This is a genomic window from Wenxinia marina DSM 24838, assembly GCF_000379485.1.
Lineage (GTDB): Bacteria > Pseudomonadota > Alphaproteobacteria > Rhodobacterales > Rhodobacteraceae > Wenxinia > Wenxinia marina.
This window is the reverse complement of the sequence record NZ_KB902284.1, coordinates 24,863-40,931: the sequence shown is the minus strand read 5'-3', so window position 1 is coordinate 40,931 and position 16,069 is coordinate 24,863. Positions and strand designations below refer to the sequence as shown.

Sequence of the window (16,069 nt, the reverse complement as noted above, 5' to 3'; positions counted from 1 at the left end):
CACACAGCTCTATATCCCTCTGTTTTAGAACGGATATTCGGCTTTGAATGGGCGTGCCGTCCCCCATCGCGTCCCCCATCGCTTCGATCTGGCGAGGGTTCTTTAAGTAATACGCGCGCACGAGGGAGACCAATACGCGCGGGCGCGCGCGCGCGAGGCTTGCCTCCGCGAGCCGCGTCTACGTCGACCGGCTAACGAGTGCAGGGAAAGGTAGCGGAGAGTGCAAGCAGCATCCCGACGACGTAGTCCTGTCCCCAGCTACTCGGGTTGGCTCTAGCCCAATTTACGAACGCTTGCGCGGCAGCTTGATTGCTGGGTGGAGTTCCAGCCGTCGGCACTCGGCCGGTCAGCCCAGCATAGCAGTTCATGTCTGACATCTGCATCAAGCCGAAGATGACACCGAGACAAAAGGTAGCGTCAGGACGAGACGTGTTGCCCATAGCGGCAGCCGTGCATGGCTCAATCATCTCTTGAACCGGCGTAGCAAGGAGCGGCGTCGGAGAAGAGAGGGCCGTCAGAAGGACGGCAACTCGCAGCTTATGAGACATCGGTATTTCGCTCTGTCAGGCTCATCGCAGGCTAGGTGCTGACATCGACCCCCGCAAGCGGGTGCCTATGGCTAGATGTAGATATGGCTCAACGGTGGGGACGCGGTCGGGGCCGAAACCTCCAATCACGTCCCCAAATTTGAGCCGCCTCGACGGAGTTCCCGGTCGGTTGCGCTGGCGGCGTCCCAACGATGGGGACGGGGTGGCTCAGTTTTTGCGCGGGGTTTCTGTTTTCGCGGTCCACCGGACGAACGACTTCGTCGCGGCGCGGCCGTCCGGGGTGGTCTCTTCCTCCAAAGCCCATTTGCACGTCTGCCCGATCCCGGCGGGGCCGAGGCAATGCGCCTGGGTCATGCGCAGGAAGCCGCGCTCCTGCAATTCCGCGAAGTAGCGCGAGGCGGTGTTGCGGGACACGTTCAACGCCTTCGCGGCGTCCCGGTGGCTCAGGAAGAGGTCGCCGTTGTTCGCTCCGTTGAAGCGGCGTTTGACCTCGACGTAGAGCGCGCGCGGGCCGGGCGACATCGTCGCCCAAGCCTCTGTGCGCTGGAACCACTCGTGCAGCTGGACATACCTGCCCTTGCTCCGCCCGGTGCGGTTCGCCTTACCCATCGCGGAGCGGCCCGAAGGCGAGTTCCTGCACGATCCGCGCGGCCGGGCCGGTCAGTGCCCAGCGCAGGCGGAGACGGCGCTGACGGGCGGTCTCCGCGTCTATGGCGGGGTGGCGGTCCTTTGTCATTGGTCCGCCCTCCGCGCCTCGGAGACGAGCCTGTAGCGGCCGTGGCGGCCGGGGAAGGCTCCTCCATGCGGTTCGCGGCGGGTCTCGATGTCCACGCCCTCTTGGCGCAGGCACATGACGTAGTGCGAGAGCCGGACGCCGGGGTGGTCGAAGGTGGTCACACCCACCGGGCCGACCTCCACGAGCCGCTCCATCATCCACGCGACCCGGCCGGTGACGACGATGTTCTTCGTCTCGCCGGTCATGTCGGTGACGATCCACTCGCGGCGCTGGCGCGAGCGGCGTTTCGGGGCTATGTCGGGGGTGCCGGTCCGCTTAGATTGGCGCCCCCGGCCCGGAACCTGTTGGCGCAGGTCCGGGCCGTTCTCTTGCATCTTCTCAGACATTAGGCGCTGGCCTCCGTGCGCGAGGCGAGCCAGTTCTCGATGTCGGACTTGCGCCACCCCACGGCGCGCTCACCCAGCTTCACCGGCCGGGGGAACGTGCCGCGTGCCATCGCGGCGTAGAGGGTGGAGGTCGGCAGACCCGTCACCCGGACCACGGCCGGGCGGCGAAGGATTTCTTCGGTCATCGTAGAGCCTCTTGGCTTGTTGCGATGACTTGGAAGCTATTGCCGCCGATTGGCGATTAGGAGCGAAGCCGATTGCGACAACTCCCGCGCCATGGTTTCCGCAATTGATGACCGCCATCGGTCGTCCATCCCGAGTTTGGTCCGGCCCCGGGAAATGGATGACGCGAGGTCTTTCTTTTTTGGAAAGAGCGGTCGTGCGCCTCCACCCAGTTCGCCCCGCTCTTCGGCTTCGATTGCGCGCTTCACCGCAGTCCCGTTGTCGCAAACGATCCCGTGCCGGAATGACGGACGGTCCGGAATCTCCGCGCCTCGAAACATGGGGGCGACAACGTCGTGCAATACAGACCAACAGAAGAAGGCTCGCCAGATGTTCAATTGCGGGCGTCCACCCTTCGACCTGAGTGAGTCAGCCGCGGCCTTCGCCAACCACGCGCGCTCGGACAACCATCCGATCCGTGCCCATCGTTGATGAAAGTCCATTTCGCTCATGCCTCGGCCGACATCCCAAGGATCAACGAGGCGGCCCTCACCGCCGGTCAGCGCGTCTAGGAGCCCGTAGGTTCGGACCTTTTCGAATTCGTCCCCGCTCACGCCACCCTCACCACGTCAGCCATCGCGGCCGTCGCGGCGGCGGCCCATGTCTCCATCAGGCGGCGGCGCAGGTCGAAGAGGTCGGACCGGGCATAGGCTGCTTCGACCTTGTTCTTCACCACGTGGGCGAGCGCCATTTCCGCGACCTCGCGCGGCGCTGTGGACCGCTCCTGCGCCCACACCCGGAACGTGCTGCGGAAACCGTGAACGTGGACATCGAAGCCGAGTTCGCGGGTCAGCTTCTGCAAGGTCGCGTCCGAGAGCGGCTTGCCGTAGCGGGTGCCGGGGAACACGAGACCGCTTTCGTCCGCGAGGCGCTGGGCATCCCGCAGCACCGTCACGGCACGGTCCGAGAGCGGCACCCTATGTTCGCGGCCCGCCTTCATCCGCTGCGCCGGGATCGTCCACGTCGCGTTGGCGAGGTCGATTTCATCCCACCGGGCGAGCCGGATTTCGCCGGACCGGGCGGCGGTCAGTACGAGCAACTCCATCGCCAGCTTCGTCGCCCCCGTCGCCTTCGACTGGCGGACGGCCGCGAGGAAGGCAGGGACATCGGAATAGGGCAGCGCCTTGCGCGGCGTCTGCGACGTGCTGTGACGGCCGAGTTCTTCACCGGAAACGGCCGAGGGGTCGTCAGCCCGCCACTTCCGCTTCATCGCCAGCTTCATCACCTTGCCGATCCGCTGGCGCACCCGCCGCGCGGTCTCTGCCTTCGTCCGCCAGATGGGCGCGAGGATCGCCTCGACATCGGCGGCGGTCACGTCCGCGACGGACATCTGCCCGATGCGGGGGAAGGCGTAGGTCTCCAAGGTGGAGAGGAATTGCGCGGCGTGTTTCGGGTTGCGCCACGAGGGCCGGTTGATGTCGTAGACGATCCGGGTCGCCTCGGCGAAGGTCGGCACCGCCTCCGCCTCGCGCTTGGCGCGGAGAGGGTCGCCCCCGGCCCGCGCGACCTTGCGGTTCTCGTGCGCCGCCTCGCGCGCCTCCGCGAGCGTGACGAGGTCGGCCGAGCCGAGACCCATCTCCACCCGCTTGCCGCGTATCACGATCCGCTGCACCCAGCGCCGCGCCCCGGCCGCGTCCACCTTGAGAAAGAGACCGTGCCCGTCGAAATACTTGCCGGGGGTCTTGGCCGTCCGCACGAACGCCGCCGTCAACGACTTCGCCGGTCTCCTGGTCGCCGTGCCGTCCGCCATCTGCCCGTCCCCCATTCCGTCCCCCACTACAGGCTAGAATATGGGGGACGGCTTCGGAACGCTCAAGAGGTCGTCGGGCGCTAAGTCACTGGGAAGCGGAATGTTTCGGACTGCCTGAGAACGGGGTTCGGCGGACTGTCTCTCCGCCACACACAGCCGGCGATTCTCGTGACGATACCGGGCGCTGGGATCGCACCGAGGCGCGCCTGCCTCGCGCACGGACGTTCCGTCTCCGCAGTGACCGTCGCAATGGGACCGCTGATCCTGTGGGAAGATCCTAGTCGGCCGCGGCTTCGAGCGTCACGACGAGGGTATCGCCAGGCAGGAGCGGCGTTTCCGCCTCGATCTCGCCGCTGTCCGGCAGGTTTCTGTCCGGGCGGGCGGACACGAGCCGGAACGCGACGTTCATACCCGAGTCCGGAAACACGCTGGCCGCATCGCCGCCGAGGATGGCGGACTGCGCCAGGGCCCGATCGTACCGGAGACGCGCCTCGCCCAGGGCCAGCGCGCCGGCGGCCCGCTGTCTCAGCGTTTCCAGGCGCCAGGCCAGGAAGAACTCCGCGCGCTGCTGCTGTGCGTCCGAGATGGCGCGGAACGTCGACGTCAGCGCCGATTCGATCTCCAGCCGACGGGCGCGGGCGTCGGCATCGCGTTGCTGCACGCTCGAAAGCTGCGAGGCGGTCCGGAGGCCCCTCGCCTGCAGATCCTCGGCGGCCTCGAGGTCCCTAGCGACCTGCGCCACGATCTCGTCCTGCACCGCGATACGCTGGTGGAGGAGGCCCTCCTGCCGGCGAAGTTCGGCGATCTCGGCCGTCCAGAGAGCGCCGAGTTCGAGGGCGCGTTTCACCTCGGCATCGAGGAGCGCCTGTTCGGCGTCCAGCAGCTCGGCGATGCGGGCGGTGGCCGGCGCCGGGATGGCGGCCCGGCGCGGGTCCGACAGCTCGATCCGCGGCGCCGCCTCGAGCGAATCGATCCCGTCGACGGGCAGCGCGGCCGTCGTGTCGAGCCGCGCGAGCCTGACCACCTCGGCGGCGATCGCGAGAGCGGCGCTGTTCTGCTGACCCTCCGCCTCGGCGCGGGCGCGATCCAGGTCCAGCCGGGCGGCACCCTCCGTCCGCAGCCCGCCCCCCAAGCCGATGGCGGTCGCCACGGTCATGCCGGGCAGGTAGTCGTACCGCCCGGACGCGCCGACATCGCCGGCGATCACGATCGGGGCGTAGGCGGCGATCGTGGTGGTCACGGCGGGGTCGAGGATCTGCCCGGTCGCGACGATCCTGCTCTCGATCACGGCCTCGAGCGCATCGAGCGTCAGCGAGGCGGCCCCGACTGCCCCGACGCCGGGCATCCGGATCTGGCCGTCGATATCGACGAGCGCCTGCACGGAGTCCGCCGTCCCGCCGTAGTCCACACTGACGATATCCCCGGGGACGAGGGTGTAGGCGGGCGGCGGGTCTCCGGCCTCCTGCCCCCGAGTCGGGCTTGCGAAGACCATCGCTGCGGCGATCATCGATCGGGCCGGATGCGTCCCCCGGACGACGTCATAGATAGCCATCGGCCCGGCCTCCATAGGTGCTGCGCTCCTGCCGCGGGTCCATGTGCGTGAAGACGATCGAGACGTTCGGGCTCTGATCGTCGAGAAGCCGGACCGCCTCGCGCACCGCGGATTTCCCCGTCGTCTCGCTCTTCACCAGCAGGAGGGTCTGATCGGCGAGGCGGACGAGAGGCGACGCATCCGTCACCGCCAGGATCGGCGGCGTGTCGAGGACCACGATCTCGAACCGGGCGGAGAGCTCTTGCAGGACCTCTTGCAGGCGGGACGCCCCGATCTCGTCGTTCAGGCCGGGATCGGGCCGCAGCATCGGAAGGATGGCGAAGCCCCATTCCCCGGAGTGCTGGAGGACGTCGCCGAGCCGCGCCCTGCCCCGGAGATAGTCGCCCAGCCCGGGCCTGGCGGTGTCGAGGGCGAGGTCGCGCGTGATCTGCGACCGCCGGGTATCGAAGTCGACATAGACCACGGACCGCCCGGCCAGCCCTTCGATGTAGGCGAGCGCGACGGACGTGGTCGTCTTGCCCTCGCCCGCGACCGAAGACGTAATCACCAACGTGCGTCCGGTGGGCCCGGACGCCGCCGGGATCGCGCCGCCGCGCGGCTCGACCAGCAAGCGAAGGTGCCGCATCCTCTCGGCATAGATCTGATAGGGGCGCATGCGGAGCTGGTCGAGCATCCGCTCGACGGTGCGCCACCTCTGACGCGGCAGGGCGGTCAGGACCGGAACGCCGCAGACGGCCTCGACCTCCGTGGGGCGGGTGAACCCGCGGGCGCCGACGAACGAAAGGACCGCCGCGATCAGGCCGATGGAGAGACCGGCGACCAAGCCGAACGCCGTGAACAGCCGGATTCGCGGCCCCGACGGGGCGCCGGGGGGGACCGCTCTTTCCACGGTGCGGGCATCCGCGCGCTGCAGCCGGTCGAGGGACAGGGTCTCGTTGTAGCGGGTCAGGCTTCCCTCGTAGGTCGCCCGCGCGGCGTCCGCTTCCCGCTCGAGCTGGCGCAGGGCGAGGGACGAAGAGGACAGGTCCGCCGCCCGCCCTTCGATCCCGTTCAGGGTGTCGCGCAGGGACTCGGCCCGGATCAGCGCGACGTCGACCTCGTTGCCCAGCCCCGCGACGATGTTGTCCACTTCCGCCGCGAGGTCGTCCTCGACCAGGGCGATCGCGGCCGCGAGACGGCGGCGGTCCGGATGATCCGGGCCGAGGGTCGTCGCCAGGTCCGCATCCTCCCGCCGCAGGGCCGACAACTCCTCCCGCAGGGACAGCACGAGCGGCGAGGTGAGCAGGTCGGCCGCCGCTCCGATGCCCTCCGCGTCGATCGTCCGCCGGATCTGTTCATGCCGGGCCCGCGCGGAGGCCAGCTCCGCCTGCGCCAGGGCGTGCTGCGTGCTCAGATCCAGCAGCTGCTGCTGAAGCGCCTCGGCTCCGATGCCGGATGTCGCCAGCTGGGAGGAGCGGAACGCCTCGATGGCGGCCTCGGAGTCCTCGACCTGCGAACGCAGATCCTCCACCCGGTCGCGCAGAAAGGACGTCGCCCGCGCAACGGCGACCTGCCGATCCGTGATCTGCCGGTCGATGTAGACCGCGGCGATCCGGTTCGCGAGGTCCGCGGACAGGGCCGGATCCGACGTCTCGACGCCGATGGAGATGAGGTAGGACTGCCCCTCCCGCCAGATCGTCAGGGACCGGCGCAGCGCGGTGACGAGGCGCCGCATCTCCTGTTCCTCCGGCGAGAGGACCTGATCGCCGGAACCCTCGGCGGGCGCCGAACCGGACGTGTCGTCGAGACCGGGCCACAGATCGGCGACGCGGCGGAACGACGTCTCGATCCGTTCGACCAGGTCGGGCGGGTGGTTCCGCGGATCGAGGAGGGACCTCTGCGTGTCGTCGAGGCCGGCGATCACCTGCTCCAGAAGCTGGTTCGAGCGCAGCACGGCGGCCTCGCTGTCGAGGAGCGGATTGGTCAGGTTCAGGTCGGACACGACCTCCTCCGCCGGAAGGACCTGGACCGACCGGGGGTCGAGCATGACGCTGGAGCGCGCCGCGTATCGCGGTTCGATCCGCGAGACGATGGAAAAGGCGGTCACCGCTCCCGCCAGCGTCCAGAGCAGCACGAGCCACTTCCGGCGCCAGAGCGCGGCGAGGAAGTCGCGGGGGTCGACCTCCGACGGGTCGGCCGCCCGCCGCGGCGGGCCTCCTGCGACGGGTCGGACGACGCCCGTGTCAGTCACTGCGCATGTCCCGGCTCCTTCGCGTTCGGCGGTGCGACCGGCTGCCGATGGCCGGCCGGGTGACGGGTGCGCTGGCCGCCGGTCGGGCGATTGCGCCTGCCTCTTCTAGCCCACCTGTCGCGGCAAGGGGTTAACCGGGTCGCGCTGCGGCCTGCGCGGAAGGATTGCCCCGGGGCCCGCGAGTCCCGACTTCACGCCGAGGACCGCTCGATCCGCCTTGTACGAAACCGCATCGCGCACCATCCGGCCGACCGGTGCAGGCCGTGGCGACGTCGCTCAGACCGGATCGACACCGACCGGCGAACCGACTGCCGGCGCCAGCCTGAAATTGTCCGCGGCCATGCCGAGGACGTGCGGCAGGGCGTCCCGGATCCGTCGGCGATCGTCCCGATTCGCCCCGAGCGCGGCTGCGATGGCGGCCTGCAGGCTGCGGGACGATTCCATGAACGCCGTCGGCTGCAGGATACGATCCGCCGGCAGATCGAACGTCTCGGCGAGGCCGCGGATCTTGCCCCGGTACTCGATCCCGACGATCGGACAGCCCGCGCCGAGCGCACCGATCAGCAGGTGCATCCGGGCCCCGACAGCGAGATCGCAGTCCGCCAGGATCGCCTTGCACTGGGCGGCATCCAGTTCCGCCCCGGGGTGAAAGACCGGCACACCTGCCTCGCGAACACGCTGAAGCAAGGGACGCAGGCAGTGATCGTCGGCATCCGCACCGCGGAAATCGTGCGGCATGAGGTAGATGGCGAGGTCGCGGCCGCCCGGGCGGGAGGCGCTCAGGTCCCTGGCGGCGATCGCGTATCGCTCGATCAGCGTCCTGCTGTCGACGCCGTCACTCCTGTCGAGAACCGGATGAAGGTTCATCGCGATCACATGCCGGCCCTCATCCCGCCTGTCGGCGATCCAGGCCCGCGACGCGGCCGTCCGCGGGGTGTCCGCCGCGGGCCTCAGAAGGAAGGCGATGTCCGCCGTCCGTCGGCCGCGATCTCCGACCGCATCGGCGAAGCGGCGCAGCGAGATCGGATCACGGACGGCGAAGCGGTAGTGGGGCGGAAAGACCCCGAACGCCTCGCGCATCCGCGGGGCGCTGTCGGCACTGTAGCTGAAGCCTGTGTTCCCGATCGCGCAGCCCGCCATCCGCGCCGCGTGCAGCATCCGCAGCTGCTCCAGCGAGAACACGGGGTTGAAGCTCCCGTCCAGAACGTCGGCGCCCACCAGGAGGCAGTCGGTGATCCCCTCGCCATGGATCCGGTCGCGAATGCGGCCGATCCCCGCCCCTCGCCCGTACAGCGTCAGCGCCTCCGCCCCGTCCGGGATCGCCCGGGTTCGATCCGTTCGGACGTCGCACCCGATCACGACGTGCCAGCCCGCGTCGAGGCTCCGGTAGTGATCCATGATCGCGGCGATCATCGCCTGGTCCCCGCGCGAGGCCGTGACGAGCAGCGGATCCGGCGGCAGGACGAGGAGACGGCGCCCCTGCCGGCCGCGAGGCAGACGCCGGGTCGACAGGTCCTTCATCTCGGCGAGGTTGACCTCGAACCGAGCGGTCATGCGCGCCTCGCGAAGGCCGCTCGACCGGTACGCGTGGGAGAGCGCCCGGCGGATCAGGCCCCGCGCCGCGGTCGTAGTTCTCTGCGTCACGGTGCCTCGCCCGCTCGTGTCAGGATCACGGTCACGAGTGACGATGGCATCGTGAATATTTCCCTAATGTCGCGGCGCCGGGGCGGTTGCGGGCCGATCGTCGGCGGCCGCTAGAGCGACAGGATCCGCTCTGGATCTGCCCGTCCGCGGATCACGTCCAGAAGCGCGATCCGGTTTCCCCTCGCCCGCGCCGCCCGGTCGATCCACGGCTCGGGGCGGGCCGCCCTGAGGTGGTTGGCAGCCAAATTACGAACCGCCAGCCGCAGGGCGAAGGAGGCCGTCATCGTGCCCTTCCGCCAGAGATACCAGGGGTTGGCGATCTGGCTGTAGCCGAGCCGGTGCCCCGCGATCTCGCGGCCGGACCTGGCGCCGCGGTGCACGCCGGCGAAGGCGTCGGTCCTGATCCTCCGCCCCGCTATGCGGGCCGCGAAGTCGATATCCTCCTGCCAGGCATAGAGCGGCAGCCTCTCGTCGAACCGGACGTCGCCCACGTGGGAGGCGCGATAGGCCATGTTGCAGCCGTACAGCCCCGCCAGATCGCGGTCCACGATGCGCAGCGGGCGGCCGCCCGGCGGGGGCGTCACGGCGTCCCATTCCGCCACCAGCCGCTCCGCCTCCCGGGTCGACAGTCCGGGCGAATTGATGCCGTCCGCGATCAGGGCGCCGGTCATGCCGCCGACCTCGGGCCAGGCGGCGAAGCCTGCCTCGATGCCCGCGAGGGCATGACGGGACGGAACATAGTCGTCGTCGAAGAAGACGATGAGATCGGCGTCGCCCATGACCCGGTCGAGGCCCGCGTTCCGCTGCCGGGGCAGACCCTTCGGAGCCACGATGACCTCGACATCGGTCCGCGGGCCGAACGCGCCGCGCGGATCGACGCCGATGTCTTCGGGGCGCGTGACGACGAAGAGGACGCGGTCGGCCGGACGGGACTGCGCCGCAAGCGGGGCGAGCAGGCCGGACAGGCAATCGGGACGACCGACGGAGCAGACGATGACGGCGATGCGCGTCTGGCGCGTCGCCGGGTCGTCGGGGTCCGGTCCGTTCGTCATCGTCCCATTCCGTCGTCGCTCGTGCTTCGGCGACCTGCAGGTTGGCCGAAAACCTTCAGGAGGGCCATTCCGGTCGGGATCCGCATGGGGCAGCGCTCAATCGAGGGTGAACCGATCCACCAGTCGCTCGTAGGCCTCGGCTGCGCAGGCCGCGAGGGCCTCGTCGATATCGGCGGGTCCCTCGGCCCTGGCCTCCCGCGCCGGTTCGATCCGGGTGTGGCGCGCACTTGCGAGCGGGTCTCCGCCGCCGCCGATGCGGGATCGCACCGGGCTGACGTATCGGTTCTCCAGGGGCGGCGCGATCGCCAGCCGGGCCGAGATCCGCGCCAGCGCGGCGTCGGGATCCGAGAGCAGCTGCGAATGGGTCAGCCCGATGCGCCGCCCGGCCGGGAACCCGTCCCAGAGCGCGCAGAGGTGGCGCAGTCGGTCCACGTAGTAGCGGGCGGCAGCCTCGTCCGTCGGGTAGTCGTGCGGCCGGCCCAGACGCTCGAAGAGCCTGCGGATCGAGCGGATCGTGGGATCGGGAGGGCGGACGACGAAGATCGCCCGCGCCGAGAAGAAGGCGGACGGAGGGTCGGCATCGAGTCGCGTATGCAGGATCTTGTCGAAGAGCCGGTCGGCCCGGGGCGACCACGCCCGCCGCAGCGCGAGATTGACGACGAGCCGCCCCGGCGCAGTCGGCGAGTCGTGGCGGACATGGGTCTCGCCGTAGCCCGACACATCGGACCGGGAGCACAGGATGTTGGACAACGCCGTCGAGCCGCACCGCATGTGCGCGAGAACGAAGATGCACCGACCGTAGTCGGCCTGGCGGATCGCGGCCGTCGCCATCGCCCCGAGGCCGGCCTTGACCTTGTCGCGCATCGTCGTTCCCCGCTGTCCGGATGTGCGCGTTCCCGCGGGGCGCCCCGGCGGATGGGCCGGTCCGGGGTCCCGTCGATGGCCGGTTGAGCCCCGCGGCAGTCGCGGACCCATTGCAGCAGACTACCCGTCGACGTCCCTCCGGCAACACTTCCGTCATTCCATCGGCGGCCGATCCATGTATCTCCCGCCGGTTCGCGACAAGTCGGACCGCGCATCCCACGTCTTTACCGAAAATTAAGCTTTGACCCCACAATCGGAAGCTTGCGTCCGGGGGAGCGATGGAGATCGGAATCGAGTCCGGCTCGCGGCGGGGATCCGTCGGCAGGCGCAGCGGCTTCGCCCTGTTCGCGATCGTCGCCCGGTCCCTTCAGCAGGTGTCCACCCTGGTCGTGACCCTGCTCGCCGCGCGGTTTCTCGGTCCGGTGGACTACGGCGTCTACAGCCTCGCGGTCGTCTTCGTCCTTCTCGTCCAGACCCTGACCTACACCGGTTTCTACCATTTCATCGTCACCTCCAGGGCGCCCGACGAGGACGTCCTGTCGACGTCGTTCTGGATGCTGACCGGCATGGCCACGCTCGCGGCCCTTCTCCTGGTCGTCCTCGCCCGGCCGATCTCGTCGCTGTTCGGCGCGGCCGAGCTTCAGCCGGTCCTCGCGCTGCTCGCCCTCGCCCAGCCGTTCGCGGCGATCGGCGCGTGGTATTCGGCGGGGCTGCTGCGTCGTCAGCAGGTGACGCTGCAGTTCGGCATCCTGTTCTGCCAGAACCTCGCGGCGCTCGTGGGCGGCGTCGTGCTGCTCTGGCTGTGGCAGTCGCTCTGGGCCCTCGTGGCGTTCCGCTACATTCGTGTGGCGTCCGGGCTGGCCCTCTGCGTGGTGCTTTCCCCTCTCCGCCCCCGCTTGCGGTTCGACCGCGCGCTCGCGCGCAGCGCGACGGGTTTCTCGATGGGGCTCTACGGCGCGCGCCTTCTGACGTTCCTCTCGCGCTATGCCGGGGATCTGCTGCTCGGTCTCTCCTTCAGCACGGCGGAGGCGGGGCTCTACCGGTTCGGCACACGGGCCGCGACCGGAGCAACGGACATCGTCTCGCAGCCGATGAGCGCCTTCGCGCTGACGCAGCTGGGCGCGGCCGCGCGGCGGGACCGCGATCCCTCTGTCGTCATGGAACGGTTCTGCGGCTCGATCACGCTGCTGATCGGCGGCGTGTCCGCCACGATCGTTCTTCTCGGCGACGATCTGGTCGCGGTCCTGTTCGACCCGGCCTATCTCGCGGCGCTGACCGTGACCTGCGCGATGGCGGTCCGGGCCGTCCTGCTCGTCGTTCCGTCCCTCCTCGAGCCGGCCCTGGCCGCTGCGGGCCGCACCGGGCAGGTCTTGGTCTTCGACCTGGCTTCGACGGCGGCCCTCGTCGCCGCCGTGTTCGCCGCGGCGCCGTTCGGTCTTGCAGCGCTCGCCTGGACGCAGGCGGCCGTCACGGCGGGAGTCGCCGTCGCGGCGATGCTGACGATCCGCAAGTTCAACGGCATCCCCTTGCGCCGGATGGTCAGACCCACCCTGCTCGCGGGCGCGCTGGTCCTCGGCTATGCCGCCGCACTCCTTCTCGTCGCGGATGTGCTGGAATACGTCGCCCCGTCGCGGATCTGGTCGCTCGGCCTGGCTCTCTGCGCGGCTCTCCTTCTCGGCATCCTGACGCTCTTCCTCGGCGCCAGGCTGCGCGTCTTTTCCCTTGGCGTCTTCTCGGGGTGATCAGTCCCACTCCGGTATCCGGCGGCCGATCATCTCCTCGAAGGCGGCGCGGCGCGGGCGCAGATAGCCCGACAGCCAGTCGCGGGCAGCGCTGTCGTCGACCTCCGCCTTGTCGAACCTCACGGTCGCGCCCTCCCGCAGCAGACCGACCGCCCTTTCGGGAAGATGGCGCCGGGTCCGGGCCCACAGGCCCGAATCGCGCAGCCGCGCGACCAGGGGAAAGCGCTGACGCCGGCTGTCGGGCGGCGAGACGTGGCGGTCGGTGATCTCGTCGTCCCGGAACAGGTGGGGCGGGAGCCCCAACCAGGCGATCAAGTCGGCCAGCGTCTCCCTTCGCCGCGTCCGGAGGTCTTCCGCCACGATGACGTGGATCCGGGCGGGGTCGAAATGGTCCCGGTAGGCCGCAAGCTGAAGCGCGTAGTCCGAGGTGTCGCGGTAGAGCGCGTTCTCCCGCACGGCGCGGTCGAGCGGCAGCGGCTCCTGGAACTCCTTGAACCGCTGCCAGTAGTGGCCGATCGCGCGCCAGACCGGCTCGCGCACGGTGTAGATGATGCGGGCGTCGGGGCACATGCGAGCGATCCGCTCGGGAACCCCCGACTTATGCGGCGCCTGCGAATAATAGACGCTCCCCTCGCCCCGGTACCGCTTGTCCGCGCCGTCCGGCCAAAGGGCCAGGTAGGCGTCGAGATCGTGGCTGCAGGGCTGGCGCGCCATGATCGGCCAAGCCTCGGCCAGCTCGGACCGGTCGACGAAGAAGCAGGGCTCCTTCTCGCGGCTCATCGCGATGTCGGGGTGGGCGGAGAGGTAGGTATGCAGGGCGCTCGATCCCGACTTCGACGCGCCGATGACGAACAGGTTCGGCAGGGCCGACGTCCGGGTCGGCCGGCGCTCGTCCGGGCGGGGGCGCACCTCTGCCATCGAGCTGGGTCCTCGTGGGGTCTGCGATGCCCCGACCGGCACGAGGCGGGACGGCGGACAGGCTGCACCCTGGGCGGCCCGAGCACAAGCGCCGGCCGCCCAGGCGCCCTGCTATGGCGCTGCGAACGCCGCTTGCAGCGCGTCGGCCCGCGCCGCGATGTCCTGCAGTTCCGCCGTCGACAGCGCCCGGCCCACCGCCGCGCCGAAGAACCGCGCGTCGGACATGGTGCCGCCCGGCCGGGCGCCGAGGTAGAGCGCGGTCGCGACCGGCGCCGCCGAGGCCGGACTGCCGGACCCGATCTCGGCGCCGTCGGGACCGTGGAGGCGCAAGGTGCCAGCGTCCGGCCGGACGATCCCCCGCATCCCGGCGACCGTCGTCAGGCCGGATCGCGCGAGGCTCGACGCCCCGTTGAGACGGGCCTGCGCCGCGCCGCTGTCCTGGAACCGCCCGAACGTCTGGCCGGTGCCCCCCTCGCTGTCGTAGAAGTCGCCCCGGCTGTTGCTGGAGAGCTGGGAGTACCAGATCAGGAGCGACGCATCGTTCTGCGCCATGTCGGCGCTCGGGTCGATGCCGAGGCCGAGCCCCGCCGAGAAGTCGCTTTGCGGCGTCCAGCCCCAGTCGCTCGACCACAGGTAGGGCAGAGCGCCGTTGCTGGCATACGCCTCGAGGGTGGTGGACCGGCTCTTGAGGTCCAGACTGGACGACACGTCGTCCGCGAGGCGCAGGTAGAGCCGGTCGATCCTGGCCCACCAGGTCGATGCCTTCGCGGCGACGTAGAAGGCGTCCAGAGCGGCCTTCTGCGCCCCTGCGATGGTCACGCCGCCGTTCGACACGGCCTGCGTCGTGAAGGCGTCCGTCTCCGTCTCGTAGTCGATGGACTCGGTCGCGGTCGTGACCGTCCACGTCTCCGACACGCCGCCCACGGTCACCTCGACATCGGTGGCCGTTTCGGCGTCGGCCGAGGAGGTCACGCGAAGCTGGAGCTTCTGGAAGGGATCGAGGACGCCCGCGCCGCTCGTCCAGTCCTGAACCACGCTGTCGTCGTCGAGGCTGTTGAGGCTGCGCCACTCGCCGCCGGAGACGGTGACCGCCGCGCGGCGCTCGTAGCCGGTCGGCAGGACCGCGTTCGACAGGATCACGCTCTCCGTCTCCACGTCGGTCTGGTCGGTGAAGGCGAAGGCGTCGGAGGCGGTGTCGGTGATCGCGCCGTAGGTCGCGGCGTAGGTTCCCCGCCACGCGGCGTAGGACCGCAGCCCCAGCCCCTCGATCCAGTCCGCGCCGGGATGGATGGACCCGAAGTTGGAGGGGTCGAAGTCCGCGCTGACCGCCGTCGCGTTGCCGTCCGCCAGAGCGGCGGCGATCTGCGCCTCGCGGATCGTCCAGGCCCGGGGCCAGCCTGCGGTCGCGTCGATCACGCCGCCGCCGGTCGCGTGGCCGAGCGGGCGAAGGCGCTGGACGATGACCTGGCCCGAGGCCGTCACCCGCGTCCGCAGCGCAAAGAGCCAGTCGGCGAAGTTGCCCGCGTAGGCGTCGGCGGGGCTGTCCTCGGCCGCGTCGGACTCGCCCTGGTTCCAGATCACGACCTCCGCGCCGAAGCCGCAGGGCACCAGCGCGCGGGCGCGGGTGACCTTGGCCTCCAGATAGGCGAACTTGTCGTTCGGCGTGTCGGGGTGCCATTGCGTGTGTAGGTTCTGGCCGTTGATCGCCAGCTTCACCACGTAGACGGGGCGGTCGTCGCCGCCCTGCCGCATCCGGTAGACGAACTCGGCTTCCGAGCCCCAGGCGGTGCCCGCGCTGTCGGGGTCCGCGTTCGTCGTCACGTCGTAGGCCGGGAAGGTGCCCGTCTCGATCTCCGCCAGCGACAGACCGTCCGCGACGAAGCTGTAGACCTCGCCGAGCGAGCCGTCCGTGTATTTCGCGGGCGGCGTGGCGGCCGAGGTTCCGTCGGCGCGGGCGTTCGACTGGCCGGCGACGATCAGCAGAAGGGGGAGAGCGGAGGGCGCGGGACCCTGCGTATCCTCCGTCCGGGCCGATGCCGCGCCGAGCCCGAGTGTCAGGCCGAGGCGCATCAGATGAGTCCCACGATTCCGGAGGCCGTCGTGCCCGAGGCATAGACCCGGGCGACCCGGACCGGGAACGCCGCGCCCGCCGCCACGAAGATCGTGCCCTCGGACCCGCCGACCGTCCGGATGCGGACGGACCCCGCGCCGGCGACGTTGAGCCCGCGAACGGCCTCGCCCAGATCGGCCCCGTCGTCAGGCGTGATCGCGACGATCCGGATCGCCGGGCTCTCGAGGCCGGTTGCATGGTTCTCGTAACGGTCGCTCATGGAAATCTCCTGCTTGCCGACGCGGTCGCGGGGACGACGTGGGCCGCAGGATGAGCAGAGGGGTTCAAGACGCCGCTAAGGGAGCGGGCGTTGCG

14 protein-coding genes are annotated in these 16,069 nt (G+C 69.9%); 1 reads left to right on the top strand and 13 read right to left on the bottom strand.

Going from position 1 to position 16,069, the window contains the following annotated elements:
• Positions 1-191: 191 nt before the first annotated feature.
• From A37W_RS24635 to A37W_RS0107485, 10 genes are all read right to left on the bottom strand, one after another.
• On the bottom strand, positions 192-467 hold the full coding sequence (locus A37W_RS24635) for a Rap1a/Tai family immunity protein (protein ID WP_367834143.1): 276 nt from the start codon (positions 465-467) through the stop codon (positions 192-194).
• A gap of 288 nt (positions 468-755) precedes the next feature.
• Positions 756-1,157, bottom strand: coding sequence for a helix-turn-helix domain-containing protein (locus A37W_RS21200; protein ID WP_040753646.1), 402 nt, complete (start codon positions 1,155-1,157; stop codon positions 756-758).
• Positions 1,158-1,280: 123 nt separating this feature from the next.
• The gene (locus A37W_RS24110; protein WP_018302416.1) at positions 1,281-1,670 is read right to left on the bottom strand and encodes a winged helix domain-containing protein; all 390 of its coding nucleotides are present in this window, start codon (positions 1,668-1,670) and stop codon (positions 1,281-1,283) included.
• Complete coding sequence (locus A37W_RS0107515) at positions 1,670-1,855, bottom strand: helix-turn-helix transcriptional regulator (protein WP_018302415.1); 186 nt, start codon at positions 1,853-1,855, stop codon at positions 1,670-1,672. Before A37W_RS0107515 ends, A37W_RS24110 begins: the two co-directional genes overlap by 1 nt.
• A 587-nt stretch (positions 1,856-2,442) precedes the next feature.
• A complete protein-coding gene (locus tag A37W_RS0107510) occupies positions 2,443-3,642 on the bottom strand; it encodes a tyrosine-type recombinase/integrase (RefSeq protein WP_040753659.1) in 1,200 nt (399 codons plus the stop codon).
• A 277-nt stretch (positions 3,643-3,919) separates the two neighbouring features.
• Complete coding sequence (locus A37W_RS0107505) at positions 3,920-5,194, bottom strand: polysaccharide biosynthesis/export family protein (RefSeq protein ID WP_157236472.1); 1,275 nt, start codon at positions 5,192-5,194, stop codon at positions 3,920-3,922.
• Positions 5,181-7,424, bottom strand: coding sequence for a GumC family protein (locus A37W_RS0107500; RefSeq protein WP_018302412.1), 2,244 nt, complete (start codon positions 7,422-7,424; stop codon positions 5,181-5,183). The genes A37W_RS0107505 and A37W_RS0107500 overlap by 14 nt, the downstream gene beginning before the upstream one ends.
• Before the next feature lie 276 nt (positions 7,425-7,700).
• Positions 7,701-9,068 (bottom strand): polysaccharide pyruvyl transferase family protein, encoded by a 1,368-nt coding sequence (locus A37W_RS0107495; RefSeq protein WP_047772389.1) that lies wholly within the window; start codon positions 9,066-9,068, stop codon positions 7,701-7,703.
• A 110-nt stretch (positions 9,069-9,178) separates the two neighbouring features.
• A complete protein-coding gene (locus A37W_RS0107490; RefSeq protein WP_018302410.1) occupies positions 9,179-10,120 on the bottom strand; it encodes a glycosyltransferase family 2 protein in 942 nt (313 codons plus the stop codon).
• A 96-nt stretch (positions 10,121-10,216) separates the two neighbouring features.
• A complete protein-coding gene (locus A37W_RS0107485) occupies positions 10,217-10,984 on the bottom strand; it encodes a sulfotransferase family protein (RefSeq protein WP_018302409.1) in 768 nt (255 codons plus the stop codon).
• Between the two features lie 278 nt (positions 10,985-11,262).
• On the opposite strand from A37W_RS0107485, the gene A37W_RS0107480 reads away from it, so the two are divergent.
• A complete protein-coding gene (locus A37W_RS0107480; protein WP_018302408.1) occupies positions 11,263-12,726 on the top strand; it encodes an oligosaccharide flippase family protein in 1,464 nt (487 codons plus the stop codon).
• On the opposite strand, the gene A37W_RS22745 is transcribed toward A37W_RS0107480, so the two are convergent.
• The 3 genes from A37W_RS22745 to A37W_RS0107465 all read right to left on the bottom strand — a co-directional run bounded on the left by A37W_RS22745 (position 12,727) and on the right by A37W_RS0107465 (position 15,974).
• On the bottom strand, positions 12,727-13,644 hold the full coding sequence (locus A37W_RS22745) for a sulfotransferase family protein (RefSeq protein WP_018302407.1): 918 nt from the start codon (positions 13,642-13,644) through the stop codon (positions 12,727-12,729).
• A 111-nt stretch (positions 13,645-13,755) separates the two neighbouring features.
• Positions 13,756-15,714: a sialate O-acetylesterase gene (locus tag A37W_RS0107470; RefSeq protein WP_018302406.1), complete on the bottom strand. Its 1,959-nt coding sequence runs from the start codon at positions 15,712-15,714 to the stop codon at positions 13,756-13,758.
• On the bottom strand, positions 15,714-15,974 hold the full coding sequence (locus A37W_RS0107465) for a spike base protein, RCAP_Rcc01079 family (protein WP_018302405.1): 261 nt from the start codon (positions 15,972-15,974) through the stop codon (positions 15,714-15,716). The genes A37W_RS0107470 and A37W_RS0107465 overlap by 1 nt, the downstream gene beginning before the upstream one ends.
• Between the last annotated feature and the right edge of the window lie 95 nt (positions 15,975-16,069).